The 19145-nt window shown below is 48.9% G+C and carries 17 protein-coding genes; 4 read left to right on the top strand and 13 right to left on the bottom strand.

Features of this window, described 5'->3' with window-relative positions:
• The first annotated feature begins 292 nt into the window (after positions 1-292).
• Positions 293-622: a hypothetical protein gene (locus tag ACJJIC_RS12400; protein ID WP_444909759.1), complete on the top strand. Its 330-nt coding sequence runs from the start codon at positions 293-295 to the stop codon at positions 620-622.
• A 1728-nt stretch (positions 623-2350) separates the two neighbouring features.
• Here ACJJIC_RS12400 and ACJJIC_RS12395 read toward each other — a convergent pair.
• Positions 2351-3664, bottom strand: coding sequence for a DUF6395 domain-containing protein (locus ACJJIC_RS12395; RefSeq protein WP_445357063.1), 1314 nt, complete (start codon positions 3662-3664; stop codon positions 2351-2353).
• Positions 3665-4156: 492 nt separating this feature from the next.
• On the opposite strand from ACJJIC_RS12395, the gene ACJJIC_RS12390 reads away from it, so the two are divergent.
• The gene (locus tag ACJJIC_RS12390) at positions 4157-4396 is read left to right on the top strand and encodes a hypothetical protein (protein WP_445357062.1); all 240 of its coding nucleotides are present in this window, start codon (positions 4157-4159) and stop codon (positions 4394-4396) included.
• Between the two features lie 427 nt (positions 4397-4823).
• Here the strand turns inward: ACJJIC_RS12390 and ACJJIC_RS12385 are convergent, their stop codons facing one another.
• The 10 genes from ACJJIC_RS12385 to ACJJIC_RS12340 form a co-directional block, all read right to left on the bottom strand.
• On the bottom strand, positions 4824-5714 hold the full coding sequence (locus tag ACJJIC_RS12385; RefSeq protein ID WP_445357061.1) for an SMP-30/gluconolactonase/LRE family protein: 891 nt from the start codon (positions 5712-5714) through the stop codon (positions 4824-4826).
• A gap of 115 nt (positions 5715-5829) precedes the next feature.
• Positions 5830-7203: a glutamate decarboxylase gene (gad, locus tag ACJJIC_RS12380; protein WP_445357060.1), complete on the bottom strand. Its 1374-nt coding sequence runs from the start codon at positions 7201-7203 to the stop codon at positions 5830-5832.
• 14 nt (positions 7204-7217) lie between these two features.
• Positions 7218-8735: an amino acid permease gene (locus tag ACJJIC_RS12375; RefSeq protein WP_445357059.1), complete on the bottom strand. Its 1518-nt coding sequence runs from the start codon at positions 8733-8735 to the stop codon at positions 7218-7220.
• A gap of 134 nt (positions 8736-8869) precedes the next feature.
• Positions 8870-9673: a class I SAM-dependent methyltransferase gene (locus ACJJIC_RS12370; protein ID WP_444888871.1), complete on the bottom strand. Its 804-nt coding sequence runs from the start codon at positions 9671-9673 to the stop codon at positions 8870-8872.
• Between the two features lie 35 nt (positions 9674-9708).
• The gene (locus ACJJIC_RS12365; protein WP_252085700.1) at positions 9709-10077 is read right to left on the bottom strand and encodes a SpoIIAA family protein; all 369 of its coding nucleotides are present in this window, start codon (positions 10075-10077) and stop codon (positions 9709-9711) included.
• A gap of 77 nt (positions 10078-10154) precedes the next feature.
• Positions 10155-10718 carry a hypothetical protein gene (locus ACJJIC_RS12360; protein ID WP_445357058.1) on the bottom strand — a complete coding sequence of 188 codons (564 nt, stop codon included), beginning with the start codon at positions 10716-10718 and terminating at the stop codon, positions 10155-10157.
• A 291-nt stretch (positions 10719-11009) separates the two neighbouring features.
• Positions 11010-11465, bottom strand: a complete 456-nt coding sequence (locus ACJJIC_RS12355; RefSeq protein ID WP_444888869.1) for a hypothetical protein — start codon at positions 11463-11465, stop codon at positions 11010-11012.
• A 340-nt stretch (positions 11466-11805) separates the two neighbouring features.
• Positions 11806-12453: a YiaD family glycine zipper/OmpA-like lipoprotein gene (locus tag ACJJIC_RS12350; RefSeq protein WP_252085697.1), complete on the bottom strand. Its 648-nt coding sequence runs from the start codon at positions 12451-12453 to the stop codon at positions 11806-11808.
• A 675-nt stretch (positions 12454-13128) separates the two neighbouring features.
• Complete coding sequence (locus ACJJIC_RS12345; protein WP_252085696.1) at positions 13129-13356, bottom strand: SlyX family protein; 228 nt, start codon at positions 13354-13356, stop codon at positions 13129-13131.
• The gene (locus ACJJIC_RS12340; protein WP_444909768.1) at positions 13353-14498 is read right to left on the bottom strand and encodes a serine hydrolase domain-containing protein; all 1146 of its coding nucleotides are present in this window, start codon (positions 14496-14498) and stop codon (positions 13353-13355) included. The genes ACJJIC_RS12345 and ACJJIC_RS12340 overlap by 4 nt, the downstream gene beginning before the upstream one ends.
• A 109-nt stretch (positions 14499-14607) precedes the next feature.
• Between ACJJIC_RS12340 and ACJJIC_RS12335 the strand changes: the two genes are divergently transcribed.
• Entirely contained in the window at positions 14608-15072 is a 465-nt protein-coding gene (locus ACJJIC_RS12335) for a PaaI family thioesterase (RefSeq protein ID WP_444909769.1), read from the top strand.
• A gap of 51 nt (positions 15073-15123) precedes the next feature.
• Here the strand turns inward: ACJJIC_RS12335 and ACJJIC_RS12330 are convergent, their stop codons facing one another.
• A complete protein-coding gene (locus ACJJIC_RS12330) occupies positions 15124-15957 on the bottom strand; it encodes an ion transporter (RefSeq protein ID WP_252085693.1) in 834 nt (277 codons plus the stop codon).
• A 186-nt stretch (positions 15958-16143) separates the two neighbouring features.
• Here ACJJIC_RS12330 and yciH point away from each other — a divergent pair, with 186 nt between their 5' ends.
• Positions 16144-16467, top strand: a complete 324-nt coding sequence (yciH, locus tag ACJJIC_RS12325) for a stress response translation initiation inhibitor YciH (protein ID WP_252085692.1) — start codon at positions 16144-16146, stop codon at positions 16465-16467.
• A 34-nt stretch (positions 16468-16501) separates the two neighbouring features.
• On the opposite strand, the gene ACJJIC_RS12320 is transcribed toward yciH, so the two are convergent.
• Positions 16502-19042: a hypothetical protein gene (locus ACJJIC_RS12320; protein ID WP_444909770.1), complete on the bottom strand. Its 2541-nt coding sequence runs from the start codon at positions 19040-19042 to the stop codon at positions 16502-16504.
• Between the last annotated feature and the right edge of the window lie 103 nt (positions 19043-19145).

The following is a 19145-nucleotide window of genomic DNA, read 5'->3' as shown; positions in this document are numbered from 1 at the left end:
TACTGAAAACCAACCCAACAAACCCAAAAAAATAACCACCCCCTTAAAAAACTGACAAGTCAAACCTGCAGAGAAAAATATCCCAACAAATAAAAATAATAAAAACGGAAAAGCTCACTAAAAGCAAAAAAAGAAACAAAAAAACATTAAAAATACTTTCAAAAAAAAGCGAAAGTTCAAGCGCAATGAAATTATTTTTAACACCCCCTTCTCCCAGAAAACACAAACCCATATAATCAGCGCCATCAACTGGCAAACGCCGCACATTAAACTAACTACAGCTTTACCCTTCATGAAAAGAGCACTCTTATTAACTCTGATTACTTTATATGCCAGTTCAGCATTTGCCGGCATTGAACGTTCCCCAACTTCCCAAATACAGAGAATAACGTCCTATTATAATGGTGACGTCAGCATTATACTTGAGAACAACGGAAGTTCTTGTAGTGGAGGTTATTGGCTTAAAGTTGATGATATCGGGTATTCTTCAAGCATAAGCATGCTTTTGGCAGCTTATCATAGCGGCGACTCGATTAACCTTCGTGGTTTTACTGATGTTTTATGGAGTGGGTCAAGCAATGCTTATTGCCACATCTACGCCATTGAATACGGATATAAATAATCAAACCCATTCTCTTAGGTGAGGTATCCTTCACGGGCACTATCTCACCCCGAGAAAACACAACAAACTGCTTTCTTTTCGACTCAAGAATAACAACAAAAAACAACATAAAGAATCCAATTGTGCCCTCTATTACAATACAACTAAAACGTGAAACCAAACCCTTTACAAAATTTCAACACCAACTAAAAACGGATACTACCTACTTACAACACTCACCAACAGAACAGGACTCTTCAACTACCCCCCATAAAACTAGAGTAAAATATATATTTCTTTCAGTTGAATTATAAAACTAACCATCTCTCTGGTTTGTTAAGCACCCCCCACTATGAGCACAATTAGACTCGCTCAGTTCGATCAGATTGGTAAAGCCAACAATTTATAATTCATGGCAAGCAAACTTTAGTATTAAATTTTGCATGCTCGCTTTCCTTTATCACACCGTAACATCTAAACGAAAAATCTATTACGTATATAATTTTGGATGAAATAACTCTCTGCCGCGACAGGACAGGCCGAACCACTCCAGGCAACCAGCATCTAAAACTGTCACCACTGCCCCACTCTTTTGATCTTCACAAAAAGCGATATTGGTGGGGCACTTCCCGCAAGTCGGAATGCGCTCAGCCACCCTGCCATCGTGATCTAAAACACTCACATCACCCAAACAATCAATAAAAATTAAACAAGGCAATCAATAGAAGAATAATCACCAGACAGAGCAGAAAATAATAACTGCTAGCGCTCAGGACTCTTTGTCAGTAATTATAATAGCCTTACAGGTTGATACATTTCTCCAAACAATCAGGGAAGTGAAACATCAACTACTGCAATCGAACTCCAATATTGAATCGGGAGTACCCAGCATTCGGTGGCTTTTAGTAAAACGGCGTAGAGAAGCCTCAGTCAGCTACCCTCATTGGCGAAACCGCCTTTGGTATTAGTCAACTTGTGGAAATCCCTATGGACAACCTCTTCCACATTAGTGGTTTAGGTCAGTGTGCGGCTGTATTATGGATACTTAAAGTAAGCCGAGAGAGTCGGCCATTTACCGCACTAGAACCTAATCACCATCAGATAAAGATCCCCCCACTAGGCCTCTGGAAAACCCTACAGACCACCAACATAAACTATTAGGATATCTTTAACTACACGATTGCAGGGGTTGGTAGAGCTGTCAGTCAGTCATGTGCGCCTTCTTGGTCTGATGAGTAGAGCCCCTGCAGCTCCTTCTATCCTTCGATATTGAGCCTAAGATTCACGTAAATGGGCTTGTTGGGGTAGCGACTATTTTCCTTGATTATGTCGTGGATAGCATCAAACTAGGAAATGAATTAGATCACCTCCAGATCACGCTCACGCCAAACTTGAAGTTCAGAGGTACCTTTGTAAAGCTCCGCTCCGTATTGGTAAGGTACTCCTCCAACCCCACTTTCATGACAACTTCAAGGAGTTGTTTGATCAGAGAGGTCAAGATGCCATCTTTGCCATTGAGGTCTTTGCCTTCACCCAAAGCTTTGATGATGGCATCCAATTAGAAAGTAGGTTTGGTCATAGATAAACTCTTTTTAGTTAACCGTAAAGAAATGATAAAGAATTTTCAATACCCCAGAAAATGATAAACTTCTACCAAATCTGGCGAAAAAATATTGGAATACTCAGAGCCCAGCAGCCAAAAAGAATTGACTGCTAAAAATTATCCATCATTGGCTTGCTGCCCTCTGCTCACCCCTTACTTACATATTTTTTATAATCCATCTTCTTAAAGTTTTGCTCATCTGCTTGAGACATATACGGAACAATTCTTTCAATTCTCTCCAGCGCCCTCACTATAAATTTTGGTCTATTTTTCGCAGAGGATGAGTTATAAGCGCCCGGGTATATTTTATCTACAAAACCCACATCGTAATTTATCTTTTCCGCCCTAGACTGAATAACTCCAATATTACCGGAAAATTTTCTACCAATTTTACTGAAGACATATTTATAAGTTGGCATGATCTTCCAACCATTCCTGCTCTCATCTTGAGCCAGTTTTTTTACTGGAGCACACATATCGAAAACAGACAGCTGCTTATCCGACAAAGGTTTATTGAAAATTGCCCAAGCATATAATGACTTTCTAAAGCATTTAATACATTTCATGCAAGGCTTTTTAAAAAAACCGTACTGGCAACTAGTTGGGATATCATCAAGACCATAGTGATTCGCCAGCCTCAACGTTCCAAGCTCTCCCAACCCATTGCAGGGATACTCCAATGGTAAAGATACAGCCTCAAATAATGTACCATGCCGAGTAGTAAGATCTTTATTATAAATAGTTTCATCTCCTGTAAAGGCAAATGAAATATCTCCAGTCAAAATATGAGACAAATTCAATTTGTCGGCGAGTAATATACAGGGAATTGTAAACGCATAACTATCGGGATAAATACACCAGTGCCCATTAGTGCTCAAAAATTCAAAATCACTATAAACTACAATTTTCTTGAATCTTGCTGGCATGGCTTCTAAAGTCTTGACATTTGAAGATGTATTATACCAAGTTTCAAATGGGCCTATATCGGGATGAAAAACTCTAGCTAAAAGTACTAGCGGTACGCCCTCCTCTAAAACTGAAGCAACACCGACACTATCCACGCCTCCAGAAAATGATACTGCTGGTGATTCACTAATTGCTTGTCTAGGCTTAACGTCTGCAGCATTGACATATGCTATATTTGGGTAGGCCCTCTTTATCGCTTGAGCCATTTTATATGATACCGGCCTATCCATAACTAAAGTACTGCCGATATAAGGGCTTATAATCTTAAGTGCTGCTAAAGCGCATAAGTCAGGGTGTGGGAGCTCCAGGTCATCCCGAAAGAAAAAACGAGCAGAATTTCCACCTAACTTTACATTGGATTTACCTGCATTTGTTGATCGAGCGTGACGAGAATCATCTGCACATAGTTGAAATGAAAATTCAACTATGTACTTTCCTTCATCTTTTCTCGAAAAAAAAGTTGATCGCTTAATTTTTTTGACAAAGACCTTCATTAAAAAATATCCTAAACCCAATCATGCCTAACTAATATATTATATGCATTTGATACGTATATATCCATAAAATTTAATACAACTGCTTGAGTTAGATAGCCGTACTCACATTAAGGTTTGATTTACCATCGCCCCAAAAGGATACTCAGCTGGTAGAGATTCCCTTAGGGAGTGGCCTGTCTGTATAAAACACAATCATCCTGCAGGCGTCCTCTACTACCACTAGGTATGGCAGTTGCAATAGGAATATAGGAGAGGTTAGCCAACTACTACTGGACACTGCTTAATATCTTGAAATCAGTTATTCTTGCGGTCTCATGAAATAATAAGACCAGCAAACGTGAATAGATTTAAGTGAGAATTAACCGACGCTCAATTGGAGTTGATTGTACCTTGCCTTCCCCAGCTAAAACGTGAAATAGATGGCCCCGAGCCCATTGATAACCCTGCATGTTTTGAAGATATCTTATGAATTTTGCGCTAAGGAGTCCGATGGAAGGATTTTCCCCCACCTTACCCATCGCAAAGTACTTGCTGGAGAAGGCTTCAGTTTGGGAAGAACCGGGCGCTTGGCTGGAGGCTTGGCAAAAATTTCTCGGACAGTCCGATCAAAGATCCCTGCTTGACTGGGAAGAAGTTTTTCGGATGTCAGCTTTGCTTCAGCAAAAAAAGGAGCAGAAACTGGAAAAACCAAGCAGGCAAGGGTACAAAGTGGACGGTGGTGGTCAATGACAAGGGTATTCCATTGGGATACACCGTTACTTCGGCCTCACCAGCAGGAGTAAATTTATTACATCCACTTCTCAATGTCATCTATAAAAATACAAAATATCGGCGCCTAGTGTACGACCAAGCTGCAGATTCTGCCCCCTTACGCAATAGCTTCGCCCACCGTAAAATTGACCTGAATTGCCCTCACCGTAGGAATAGAAGAAAGCCTTCGAAATAAGATGGTAGATAACTTCGAAGGCATATGTGACGCTGGAAAACTGAGCGAACTTATGTATGGCTCGGAAACTACTACTGCTTGGCCGTTAGGTGAGATCCCTATTTGGCTTCTAGAGCTTTTTTCTATATCGACTGCATGTTTATTACGCTAAAGAAGTTATGAAACGGCTTCTGAACATTGCGCTATTGTAATCCTACATTTTCTTTTGTATTAACCAAGTAAAGTTCGTATCTCGGGGTGATATAAATCTCTACCTCGGCAGGGCAGGCCCAGCCATTCCAAACAACCAGCATCTAAAACTGTCACCACCGCCCCACCCTTTTGATCTTCACAAAAAGCGATATTGGTGGGGCGCTTCCCGCAAGTCGGAATGCGCTCAGCCACCCTGCCATCGTGATCTAAAACACTCACATCACCCTGACCAAATACGGCACAGTAAAGCCGGCCATCATCACCAAAAGCCATTCCATCAGGCCCAATGAATTCTTCTGGTGATCCCAGGTTAACATTGCCAAATAGCTCAGATTCACCGGGGGCTGAGGAGCTGAGATCGTAACGGTAGATATTTCCTGTTAGGGTTTCTGCCACATACAGTAAGTCATCGGCATCAAATGCAATGCCATTTGGGAATAACAAACCCGTATCTACTAAGCGCAATACGCGGCCATTACTAGGGTCAATTTCAAATACCCGCCCATCATAATCACACTTTCGGAAGTCAGGGCGGATTGCCTGCCCCTCAACAAAGCTATCCGGGTCAATGCCGGAGTCCGTCATATACAGCAAACCATTTTGACCAAATACCAGGTCATTGGGCCAAAGATAGGGGCGATCTGCAGGTCCCAGATAAGTATTGAGGACTGTTCCATCGGGCCTCATGTGTACCAGCTTTTTCCCCCCGCCTCCCGCTATCCAAAAATTGCCATCGCCATCGATCACCATACCATTGGGCCGCCAGCCGGGATGGCCGACCTGATGATATCCTCCACGTATATCAATGCGACTAACACAATTCCGCGCGCTCGACATTTCAGCAACGAATATCTGGCCGTCAGGTAAACAAACCGGGCCTTCCGGCTCCTGCAAGTCGCTGTTCAGCACACACCTTTCCATAGAATTTACCGTTGGATTCGATCTTCTCTATAGAACAATTTAAGTCGCCTTATTTTTTTATTCATTGATTTCTGAACAATCATTACAGAGATAAATCAAATCCTTAACATTTACTCGCCGCTACCTTATGAGGATCATGCAATTTTGGTGGAGTGGCATTACCCCCATGCTGCTCTAGCCACTCACACGCATGGATAATATCGTCAGCAAGACCTTCAATCGCATTCAGATTAAGGTGTGGTCGCACTACAATACGCAAGCAATTTACCGATTGAGCATTAGGCGGCATTGAATAGGCGGATAACACCCAGCCGCGTTCACGTACCTTGTCAGATATATCGTATTCATTGAAATTGGTATATTTAGAATTCAGGGTCATCGACACTACAGGAATACGCTGGGTTTTATTCATAATTTCGAAGTAGCCGCTTTCTACCAGACGATGGCGTAATAGCTGCGCATTCGCCAAAGTGTGCTGCATAATATCTCTATAACCTTCGAAACCGAGACGAATAAAGTTGTAGTATTGATAGGCAACCGGTGATGCATTCCTGCTGAAGTTCAAAGTTGCCGTGGGCATCTCTCCCCCCAGGTAATTGACATAAAACATCAGATCTTCATCAAAAACGGAACGCTCGCGAAAAATCACCCAGCCCAGCCCCGGTGGCACCAAGCCAAACTTATGCCCCGACGCATTAATAGATTTTACCCGCGGCAGGCGAAAATCCCAGTGATAGTTGGGGTATAAGAACGGGTTTACAAATCCCCCAGAGGCACCATCTATATGCATTGGGATATCATGACCTGTTTTCTGCTGGTAGCGGTCTAACCAATTATGGATAGCGCGAAAGGCGTCGTCTTCTCCGGTAAAAGTCTGCCCGGCAATCGCCACCACCGCGATGGTATTTTCATCTACCAGCTCATCCAGATGCTCGCTATTAAAGCGGTAATGCCCAGGCTTTAGGGCTGCTATGCGCGGCTCCACATCGAAATAGCGCATAAATTTTTCCCAGACAATTTGAACATTGGCCCCGGTAACCAGGTTTGGCTTGGAAGCATCCCTGCCGGCCTTCTCTCTCTTTTTGCGCCAGTTCCATTTATGGGCCAATCCCGCCAACATACAAGCCTCGGAGGAACCTATAGTTGCAGCGCCATAGGGCTTCACTCCTTTAGGCCCATTCCACAGTTGATGCAGCCAGCGCACCATACGCGCTTCCATAGCAAATAACTGCGGATACATATCGTGGTCGATATAATTTTTCAGGTAATGTTTTTTAGCAACATCGAAAGCTTCTGGCTCGGTAAATGTAGTGACAAAAGAAGAAAGATTCATGGCCGGCTTGGCATCAGACCAGGTCTCGCTGGTAACTATCGCCTCCGCCGCATGCGCAGAGATACTCCCCCTGGGGAAATGATCCTCGGGGATATCCTCATTGTATTCATCGAAAAACATATCGAATGGCGACTTTTGCTTCACGACCGACCTCCTTGTCACTCGTTAATGTCTGAAAAAGATTGCTGCTTATGCCCACCCTCTCTACGCCAGGAGGGCTTACGCCAGTAGAAAATAAATAGCGGAATAGTCACCGTAATAACAATCCCAGAAAAGACCAAAGCTACATACAGTCTGGGGTCACTCACTGACAGCTGCTGAGGAGGAAAAAAGGACACCAACAGCGCAAAAGAAACTGCGGCCATGCCAGTGCCTGCAGTAATCCAAACGCCGGTGATTCCACCGGGAATTTTAAAACCCCTGGGAAGGTCTGGCTGGGTGTAGCGCAAACGGATAACCGCAGCAAACATCATTAAGTACATAATGATATACAGGCTTATCGCCATAACCGAGATCAAAACAAAGGCGGTCGACACATTATCCACCAGGATATAAATCGATGAGATGAGCAAGACAATCAGGCATTGGGCGTAAAGGATATTTTTCTGTACGCCGCGAGCATTTTCCCGCTGAAACCAGGGGGGCAGCATGCCATCCTGGGCGGTGGCCAATAGCCCTCTGCTGGGACCGGCCAACCAAGCCAGGGCTCCCCCGAGGGCACCGTAAGCAATCAATCCCGCCAGAATCTGAACCGGCCAACCGATACCCAACAACTGGGAAAACCCCTGACCAAACGCTGTGAATAATCCCGTCTCTATTGATATCTGTTGATAGGGAAGGATGGCAGAAATGGCGAGCGCCCCAAGCGTAAAGATCAGAAAAGAAACGACAGCGGCAATGCCAATAACAACCGGATAACCACGGCGGGCGTTGGGCATTTCTGAGACATGGCTGGCCTGGGCCTCAATTCCAGCGAAAGAGAGCAGTATCCCTCCAAGAAAGGCTACAGCACCGAGACCGGTAATATGGGGAAACCAGCGCGGATGTACTTGCCCATCTTCCCTTACGGCTACAGCCGGGTCGGTAGCGGTTTCCCAGCCCAAGGGGTTTCCCATCACCACCCAGCCCACTGCCAGGGCAATAAGAATCAAACAAGGCATTAGTGTGCCCACCAGGAATCCATACTTGGTGACTACCACCAGAAATCTGGTTCCCGAAAGGGCGACAGCAGTGGCAATAAGATAGGCAACGATACAGAAGCCGCCGATATAGTAGGTATTACTGGCGAGATTCTGCTCTCCGAGCGCATAAGCAATAGCGGCTGCGGCAAACCCCAACTCGGTGGGATACCAGACCACACACTCCACCCATTGCAACCAAATAGCGACAAAACCCATCTTAGGCGTAAAAGCCTCTCCCACCCAGGTATAAACACCGCCGGTGCGGTCGGAGAAAGCACTGCCCAGTTCGGCGGCCACCAGTCCAGCCGGAATCAAAAATAACAGGGCGGAAATGCCGATGTAGAAAAACATCGTCATCTCCTCCTGCGCCATCATGGGCAAATTGCGAAGGCTGGTTACGATCGTTGCTGCGGTGAGAAAGCCTAGAGCGCTGGCAGAGAATATTTTACGGTTGGATATATCTGGCTGCTGCGATTCGTCGATGTTACGCCTCACAGCTACCCCTCCACTCTATCGGATTAGGCACTTAGCGAATGACTATCTGCCAGTGTAGATAAGCTAGACAATGACTTAAGGTGTAGAAAATCCAAAAATACTAGTAGGTGCCAACTCTATTTAAAATCCGCCTATTACCCCGGCACACCGTGCTTGGTGTAAATATCGAAACGCCCTGACTTCCCTTCAAAAGAAAGCATTGGCTTTTTATCTGCAAGATATGGTGCCAGCTTGGGCCGTTTGACCACAGTGCGGTAATAACAGGCCCTGAGTGCTGGCTCTAGCAGATCGTCCGCATCCAGGTCCTCTCCAACCAGATGATGAAAAGCCACCATCTCTTTTTTTACCTTGGCACTTTTGCCCCGGGGCGGAAACATGGGGTCCAGATAAACAATCGGCCAAGATTCCTCACTCTGCTGGGCCAGCCAGTCTGCGGCCGGTGCAACATCATCGGCCAGAGATAAAAGCCCAACAATGGCGGCCAATTCCGGGTCGGCAGTGGCAGCCTCTTGCAATCGCCGCAAACCATCCTGAAGGAGCAAGCGTACAACCGGATTGCGCTCAAGCATCTTCACTTCGCAGCCCAGAGTCGCCAACACAAAAGCATCACGTCCCAACCCGGCAGTGGCATCCAACACGCGAGGGTAAAAACCAGGGCGCAAACCCACGGCCTTGGCAACCGGCTGGGCTTTACCCCCACCATATTTGCGTCGGTGCGCCAAAGCCCCACCAACGAAATCAACAGAAACTGGCCCCGGTGCTTTGCGCCCGGTCGCACAGAGTTGCAACTGCTCTCCACAAGCTAATACTTGGGGAACCTCATTAATTTCGCTGGGGGAAGCAACACCCAAACAGGGAAGGTTGAGTTGACTGGATAATTCCTGGGCGTTGGGCAGGTCTGCGGAAGTCGTCGCAATAATGGCCAAGACTGGACTCACCGGCACTCCATATAACAGTTAAACGGTGCGCGATGCTAACCCGGATTTTTTAACCATGCCAGGGCTTCAGGATAATCATTTAGGGGGAAAGGCCGAACCTCCGCACTGATAAAATGGCAAACCAGGTGCGGCATAAATTTCAGAACCGGGTTGTCTGACACCACCGCAATCCTCTGGATATGCTTCTCGTGATTATGTACAAAGCGAAAATGCGAGACCATCGCGACAAAATTTTCCCAGCCGGCAAAATCTTCAGCGTCAATCAGTAAACCCTCTATCCTGCCCTGCTCGCGAATAATCGGATCTATTTTTTCTGCCAGCTGATGAAAATCCTCTGCGGTAAATTTTCCACGCGGCCGAACCTGTAAAACGGTATGTCCCTGTAGCCATTTATGTTCGATCATTTTGCACAGGTTGCGGGCCGCCTCAATAGGTGGCCCGCAATATCTCCTTATTAACTGAGTATCTAATAATCCTTTTACTAGGGCTGGTCTTCGTTGTTGTCCACGCCCTGATCCATCTCACTATCGCCATCCGGTGTAGTGCTATCCATATTGTCTGCACCTTCCACAGCTTTCTGGGCCTCATTGGCGGCATCTTCCGCTACGCTGCCCGCTGGGGTATCTGAACCTGCATTGGGCGTATCTGCAGAGTCCCCTTCTGCGCCAGGCTCACCAGGAGGCCCACGAAGAGCACCCGCGGCGCCAGCATCCCCTGTCGATCCAGCCCCCGATCCAGCCCCCATAGTATCCGGGCCTTCCCCACTGCTGGAGCCATTCCCCCCAGGCGGTGTTGGATCTGTCTGCCCAGAGCCCTGTGGCATCTGTGCATCGGGGTTACCCATACCGTCTGGTGGCGTGGTAGTACTGTTGGGAGTAGTTGAATCACTTCCGCTGCCAGGTGGCTTGGAACTGTCATTCATCTGCTCACTATTGGGAGTGTTCATCGAATCGTAGGCTTCCTTGGCCTTATGTTCGCCGCTACGCGACATAAAGTATCCGATGATCAGCAGCAGGATGATCAGTGGAATCAATAGCTTCTTCATATATCGACCTCTCGACCCCAGGCAGTTACAAGAATTGCGCTCTTGCTTGGCCAGCCCCCAGGGTTCTGGGAACCTACTTCCGCGCGATAATCGCTGGCCTTGCAGCCTCTTGACGCCGAAGCAAAGGAAGTTCAACTTCAATCGGCCAAAGAAGGTGGCGCCAATAATGATAAGAATAACCCGGCATGAGGGTTCTTCAAGGCACGGGGGTTACGCAGAAGAGTCTGGATTGCTGTAACTGGCCCGCGACTTACAACCGAATATTCTAATGAGTGTGGCCTTTTGGAGAAATCAGCCTTGGGAGCTGAATTCATTGAGCTCAGCCAACAGTGCCTCAGCCTCCGATTCAACAACCGCGGAATCACAGCTCTGCAACTGCAACCTGCCGTAGCTATCGAGCCTGGCAAAAATCAGATAGCGCTCGCCCTTTTCAAGCTTCTTGTCGCAATATTCCAATCCCAGGCGAAAGGTAATTTGGTCCGCCACAATACCTTTCCAGACCTGGCCTGGCACCGCGGAATAGACATAACCTGAAATCGCCGTGACACCCGGCTCCGACAGCGCGCTGTCTACATCCCGGTGAATACCTATGACCTCCACCTGTGCCACTACGGCAGCCGCGCCAAATCGGACCTCCAGGTTAGTGCTGGATTCCGCCATTTCCTCCTGCCAGGCAAAAACCTGGATGGCCACTAGCACCAAGGCAAAGACCCATATGGATTTCCATTTGAACAGGCGATGACTCACGGCTTTGCTCCACTATTTACTTATTAGTAGATGTAGAGATAGCACAGCCAACCAGCCAATCGCCGGGTTTTTTAACCTTCAGCTATGCACCGGAATCATTTGTCGGAGCAAAACTTATATGGGTGTAAAAAACGTCCGGGGTGTCCGCTAGAACCTTGTGCAACTCAGTGTCTAATAGAAATCGAAAGGAGAGAATTTATACAGAGGGAAAGGTTTCAACTGGAATTTTATTAGCTAAAAAAGAAAAGTAACTTCACTGCGTACAAGACTTCCACCTGGGCTTGGGGTTATCGAGACGCAGTGATTGACAGTGCAGCAGTTTATACGCTGCACAAAGTGTTTACAGAGGCAGTAACTCCAACTCAACACGACGGTTGGCCTGACGGCCAGACTCAGAACTATTGCTGGCCAGCGGATAGCGCTCACCATAACCAACAGCCTGTACGCGGCCGGAAGAAACGCCGTTATGGCTGAAGAAGCTCGCCACAGAGTTAGCCCGCTGTTCACTCAGGGACTGGTTATACACGTCGGAACCAGTACTGTCGGTATGGCCACTCACGCGGATGGCGGTCTTATTAAACTCCTGCAAAACTACCGTTACGGATTCGAGCGTGTCATAGAAATCCGTGCGAATATCTGAGCGATTGGAACCAAAAGTGATGTTGCCCGGCATGATCAGGCGAATGTTGTCCCCTTCACGTTGGACTCTCACACCACTGCCTTCCAGACGCTGGCGCAAAGCCATTTCCTGGCGATCCATGTAGTAACCGATACCACCACCAATCGCGGCACCGCCCAGAGCACCAGTCAGAGCTCCCTTCTTGCGGTCTTTCTTACTCGCTGTTGCCACGCCGACAATAGCACCTGCTACGGCACCTATTCCGGCCCCCTTGGCGGCATTACTGGTTTTGCTTTCACCGGTGTAGGGATCCAGGGTGGAACAGCCTACCAGTGAGCCCATAGCGAGAATTGCTACCCAATGTTTCATTATTGGTTCTCCTAACGCACTTTTAATAAATGGGTATCGGGACGCACTGAACCCAGTGCTCCATCACAGTGCCGGCATTATCCAGCTAAAAGCTGACCGGCGGCTGAATCAACCCAACCAAATTATGTGAAGATTACGGCGAAGCCATTACCAGTTCTATTGACCAGTCCCCATTGCAAGCATCGAATTTCCAGCTTGCGGCACTTTCGCACTAAGTTGCTGCACAAAAAGTAAACGCTGCAAACTTCTTCCACAGCTTCTGTGGATAACTTTGTGCATTAATAAACGAAGGTCCCCGCCAGGCGGCATTGACTCTCGCTTACAGCGATTTGTTTATTTTTTAAACTCTCTAGTTTTCTCTTTAAAAACAAAGAGTTATAGGCGACGCAAGAAATTATGTACCAGCTGGGCCGATAAATACTAGAGCGCCAGTTAGCCCACTATTGAGTGTGGAAAAGTTTGTCAATAGCAAAGACGATACAATACAAACTTTTTTAGACGCTTTAATACTTAAGGCAGCGCCGAAGTGACATCGAGTTATTTTCAATAAATTTTGGCGATGCCTGTCGACATAAATTTCATCAAAGCCAGCAAATTTGTATTTCTGCGCCAGCATATTATTAAGGCAATCAAGTGGCGTGCCCGCCTACTTTATTCCCCTACTTTTAATGTTCCTCAGTAATGAGGGGGTTTTTCGTCGACTGGCTTGCCGCCAGCCTGCATTTCAAAGGTCAGCGCGCTGTACTTCTCTCCAAGCTCACGCATTCTTGCTACTACAGAGCGAATATCCGCATCTTGGCGCGCAATGACATCATTCAATTGAGAAATCGTATCTTCCTGAAAAGCCAAGCGAGTCTCCAGCTCATCGATTCGCTCCATCAGTTTTAAAACGTCTTCTGTCATTTCAATAATCCGTACAGAGTCTCGACCAATCTAACCGCGCGCCGATCCATAAACAGGCTCTGCCCCAGACGTGTAGTGATATAACCCACCCCCAGTCCCTGCTCCGGATCGGCAAAGCCGACGCTGCCCCCAGCACCAGGGTGACCAAAACCTTGCTTTCCACCAAAACGCAGATCGGCCGCCTGAGTACTACGGATAAAGCCACAGCCAAAACTCACCTCGGCCTGCAATACTTTATCCCGCCCACGACTCTGCTCTCGGGAAGCCTCATCGACCCATTTTTGCCTCAGGGTAATTGGATTTCCCCCCGCCAGGTCCCCATAAACTGCAGCAAGATCCCGCGCACTGAAATGGCCATTGGCTGCAGGAATCAGGGCACCGCGCCACTCGGGGCTATTGGTGCCCATCATTAAGCTAACGGGGTTGCTAAACGCCATGGCCACGGGGCCTTTGCGATCCTCTTTAATTGCCCGGCCAATGGCATTCTCACGCAACTCCGGCAATGGCTGTTTCAATGGGCTCACATCGGCAATTCGGCTTGAACTATGCCCCAGCGCACCAAAGCCACCATCGAGATTGAGGGGTTTGGCTAGCATTTCCCGATAAAGTTCCAACAGAGGTTTTTCAGCAACCCGTTCGATCAGGCCGCCCAGGCTCCAGCCGTAGAGAAAAGGCGCATATCCCTGTTCACTACCCGGCTCCCACCAGGGGGCTGTTTCGGCAACCGCATCGCAGGCCGCTTGCCAATCGTAAATAAGGTTGTCTTTAACCCGCTCGCGAAAAGCGACCAAACCACTGCGATGGCTAAGTAATTGTCGCGCGGTGACAGATTCTTTGTGCTGTGCAAATTCCGGCCAATAGTCTGCAACCGGGCGATCCAGATCCAGTTTGCCAGCCTGTACTTGCTGCATAGCCAGCAGTGCCAGTACACCTTTGCTGGATGAAAACACATTGACCAGAGCCTCTTCGGTAAAGGGTTGCTCCCCATCCCGATCGGCGCTGCCCGCCCACAGGGAGCAGATCAACTCGCCATGCTGGCGCACCGCGAAGGCGGCACCGGTATCTCCACACTCGCGAAAATTCTTTGCGAAAGCCTCGAACAGGGCTTCAAAACCGGGGGCGCAAAAGCCGTATATTTCCATGTATCTAGGTCCAAATAATTTGGGTAACTCTATTGCAGGTCCGCAAGGTTAGTTTCTTCCCCTCCCTGGCGCAAATCGTTACTATGCGCGTCCACAGCGAGGGATAGTTATGACTGAGCAAATCGCCATTCAGGATCAGATTCAAGGCAACCACTGTTTTGGCTGCGGGCCGGACAATGACCAAGGCCTGCGTATTAAAAGCTATTGGGTAGAGCCGGATAAGTCCCGCTGTCTATTCACTCCCAGCCCTTACCACAATGCAGGACCCGCCCAGTATTTGAACGGTGGCATTATCGCCACAGTCATCGATTGCCACACTGTGTGTACCGCTATCGCCGATGGCTATCTGCAGGCTGGTCGCACGGTAGGTAGCGGAGACAAGATCTGGTTCGCCACCGGCAAGCTGGACATAAAATACCTGGCTCCCGCCGCTATTGATCAACCAGTACTCTTGGAAGCCACCATTGTCGAGCGTGGCCCCAAGAAAACTATCCTGCACTGTGAACTCAGCAGTGACGGGCGCCTCTGCGCTAAGGCCGACGTGGTCGCGGTACGTGTACCCGACGAATGGTAATCCGCAAAAATTAGGGTTAGCGGGAGCCTCTGTGAGGCACCCGCAATCAAATCAAACCTCTTCCACTTGTAAAGACGGCTCGAGCCGGTAACCACAAAACTTGCAAAACTCAGCATCTGGATCATGGACACTGCGCCCGCAGTTGTTGCAGCGGTGATGCTTGCGTTCGCGATGCATCTCACCGGCCAGCTCTGCAGTCAAAATTCCGGTGGGTACAGCAATAATTGAATAACCAATCAACATGGTCATGGCCGCTATCGCCTGACCCAGTGGCGTATGCGGAGAGATATCCCCGTAGCCAACCGTGGTAATCGTTACAATGGCCCAGTAAACACTGGTGGGGATGCTGGTAAATCCATTTTCCGGCCCCTCTACCACAAACATCAATGAGCCGAAGATGACGCACATCACTAGTACGCTGGAATAAAACACCAGGATCTTTCGCCGGGCCAAACCCAGGGCCCGCAGTAGCAGGTTGGCATCCTGTAAATAACGCACCAGCTTCAATATCCTGAAGATTCTCAACACCCGCAGCAAACGGATTACCAATAGGTAGGTTGCACCGGTATACAGAAGAGCCAGATAGCTAGGCAGAATTGCCAGCAGATCAACAACACCGTAGAAACTGAAAATATACTTGCGTCTGTTTACTGAACAATAGATACGGGCGGCATATTCCAGGGTAAACAGCCCGGTAAACAGCCATTCCAATGTGATCAGGAGCGTGCCGTAGCGGTCAGCTATTGGTCCAATTGAAGCCAGCAGTACCAGTCCCACACTAATTAAAATTGCCCAGATCAAAAACACATCAAAGTTGCGCCCTGCGGGCGTCTCGGTGCCAAAGATCACTTCATTGAGCAGTTTGCGACGTCCAGTCAACGCCATGGATCAACCTCTTCTACCAGCTACCAAGGATTTGCGCTCAAATTTTACCTGCTGGGGGCTGGTGGGTCGCCCCCTATTCCACTCTCATCCAGATATTCAGCCGCGACCTCTTTGACTTCCCCCACGCCTCGGGCACAATCGCGCCCCAGTTACCCTGTGCAACAATTTTTTGGAGAGCGCCCAACCATGGCCAAGGAGAACCGTCTCGTTTATTCCACCGACCGCGGTCGTATCAAAGAAGAGCCCGCAGCAGAGAAGCGTCACCAGGGTGATGGGATTGTGCGCATCCAAAGAGAGACTAAAGGACGCAAGGGCAAAGGGGTTACCTGTGTGCGTGGCGTGGACGGCACCGATGGTGAGCTGAAGTTACTACTGGCGGAATTGAAAAAGCGCTGTGGCTGCGGTGGTGCCCTGAAAGACGGTGTGATCGAAATCCAGGGCGACAAGCGCGCGGAAATCAAAGCGCTATTGGAATCCAAAAACTACAAAGTGAAGCTTGCCGGCGGATAGAGCCTGGCGACAACTCATTGAATACCAACAGGCTCTAAACCGCTTGCAGGAGACGTAAAGGGTTCACTTCCAGCTGCCCTTCTCTATGCAGACAACGTTGCAGTAGCGCCGCCAGCTGGATTTGATAGCGCTCCAGAATTACCGTACTTGCATAGTTACAGCGGGACTCCATAGTACGCACCACGGCCAATGCCTCCTGGTGGCGCTGCGGTAGCTGTTGCAATGGCTCGCGTTTTGCCTTGATACAAAGTGCGCTATCCAAACCCTGGGCTTTTAATAGCTCAGAAGACTCCACTGTGGCAAAGGTCGCATCCAACTCCCGAGCAGAGAGGGCCAGGTATTTCTGTACCAACTCCCGCTCGGCAAGACCTGGGGATAAGCGGCGTGAGAATACAGAGAGGCTGGTACTGTACCCCGCAAGGCGCTCGAGGTGTGTGGCCAGCGCGTCGTAAGCAGCCAACTGGCTAAGCATTCCCCTTGCCTGCTGGCGCTCCCGTGCCGGCATAGCGACTAAAGCCAAGCACAACCGTTGGTAAAACACCGAGTAGATCTTCTGCAGCTGACGCTCGAATTCCTCCAACTCAGACCGCTTTAACGCCGATGCTTCCTGCGCCGCTGCAAGGCTTGCGCTATTCAGAGAGTATTCCTGTGGTTCGATACGCACCTTGGCCCGAATCAGCGCCGCGCCAAGTTGCACCGACACCATAAGCTGACGTGTGTTCTCGCGTTGTTCCCGGAGTTCACGCAGCTCAATGAGCTTGCTTCTTAGCCAATTGATACTGGCCTGTAAATCCATCGCCTGCATTTCCTGAGTCGCAGGCCTGCGTAGTGGCAGCAGGTTGAGCGGCGGCAGACGGTTAAAATAAACATCCAGGATCTGTAACGCCTCCTCCGCTTCGCGACTGGCACAAAGTAATCGGCGATTCTCCACAACCTGACAGTCCGACGCGCCAGCCTCCCCGCTGACCTCACTGGCCAACTTGGGAAAATCGGCAAAAAGCTCCATGCAGCCAAGCTCCCGTTGAAGACGCCCACTAATATTGCGCTTTTGAACCACCTCAATACGCTGTAGATCCGCCGCCTCAAAAACATCCCAGGGATCACTGGCCTGAGCCATCGCAAGCTCAATGGTATTACTGGTTTCCTCATCCAGATTGTTCAGTGTCCAGGCTACAGCGGCAGGGATATTTTCAAAGCACTGCCCCACTGCCGAGGCCTCGCGGGCAGTCTCGGCAACCATTAGGTCGGCATGCACCAGGCGATGCCAGTTCCCGGCAAATTCGGCAAAAGCCCCACTGCCAATCAAGTCGGCAGCCCAGAGATCAGCCCGGCATTCCAAATAGCGTGCGCTACCCCGAGTGACAATACGGTGCAGATTTTCTAGCCGCTCAATCAATGGCAACAGAAAGTGGCCACAAGTTGCCAGTAATTGATGCAAGGATTTTAGCGGACCCGGTTCCCCGCTTCGGTACAGCACACTTCGATCATTTTCCAGTGCCCACTGCATCAGCTCCAAGCGCCTAACGCCATCTAACACCAGCCAGGCCAGTAGCCCATTGAGTTTTCCCTGATAAAGGCCAAGGCTGCGTGCCACTAACGCCAGGGTATCGCGGCCACTAAGGGAAGCCACACTGGCCAGGCCCAGGTTTAACCGCAATTGCTGACGCATTACCTCAGAAAACCTGGGCTCGCAATAAATACGAGCGTCTGGGCTGACTATCAGCTCCTGCACCCTGGGCAGTTTCGTTGCACTAGACAATTGCCCAAGTAAGGGCAACAAATCTTGGTTGTCCGCTTGCTTCAGAGGGACTTCACCAGGCCTTGAACGCATTTCTCGAGGGAAGCAAAAATAAGGCAAAGCGACCAGCAACAATAAAAAAATAAAGACTGCCGTCCCCCCTAGACTGATGAGTAAAGTGCCACCAGTTAACTCCCCCTGCCAAACTGCCAAGGGAGTTTGCCAGAGCAATGCACCGGCACCATAGAGACACAGAGCTGCCAAGCCGATAAAAATTGTGGGTACCGTTAAAGCAGGGAGTAATCCGAATAGCACTCGCCAACCCACTGTAGCCAGCTGCGTTTTTCTATTGCTGAAGAACGGCCTCTTTTCATTGGCTTCAGGCTCTGTTGCCTGAGGTTTGACCTTTTCGGAATCCTTAGGGGGGGCAACGCTTCCTTTGGCATTGCTCACCGAAAGGGATTTCTCTACCTCTTGCTCTCGTGCAGTCCCAGCCTTGGATGCACCTGCCGAGGCCGTACTTGTCAGCATCTTTTCTGCTGCATTGGCCTTGCGCCGTTGGGCCACTTTGATTTTTGCAATCAGCTGTTGGTTATCGAACTTTCCCGCAGGGCAAACCTCGGCACGAAGACCGATCTTGTGCAGCTTGGCCCTGTACTCCAGGGCCTGTGACGATGCCAGGCTGTCTTTAATCACCCAGCCTTTTAACAGTAATCTGCGAGCCTGGGCCTCAGGAACCGAAAATAGTTTGGCGATATCCCGAGTCACAGCCCCTGCTTCTTTGGCGTGGAGTGTCCTTCCCGTGGAAACCACCTGGTATAAATCCTGGCCCGCCATTCCCTTCTCCTGTCACCAAGTGACACTTATTGTCACATTCTTATCATCTTGCGCGCAGGGTAAAAGATTCGGAGAAAAACAGGTGCGCACCAGTTCTCAGGAA

The sequence above is a fragment of the Microbulbifer mixtoriginis (SeqCode) genome (assembly GCF_052468275.1).
The sequence above is the reverse complement of the archived record's forward strand: the minus strand, read 5'-3'. Positions and strand labels throughout refer to the sequence as shown.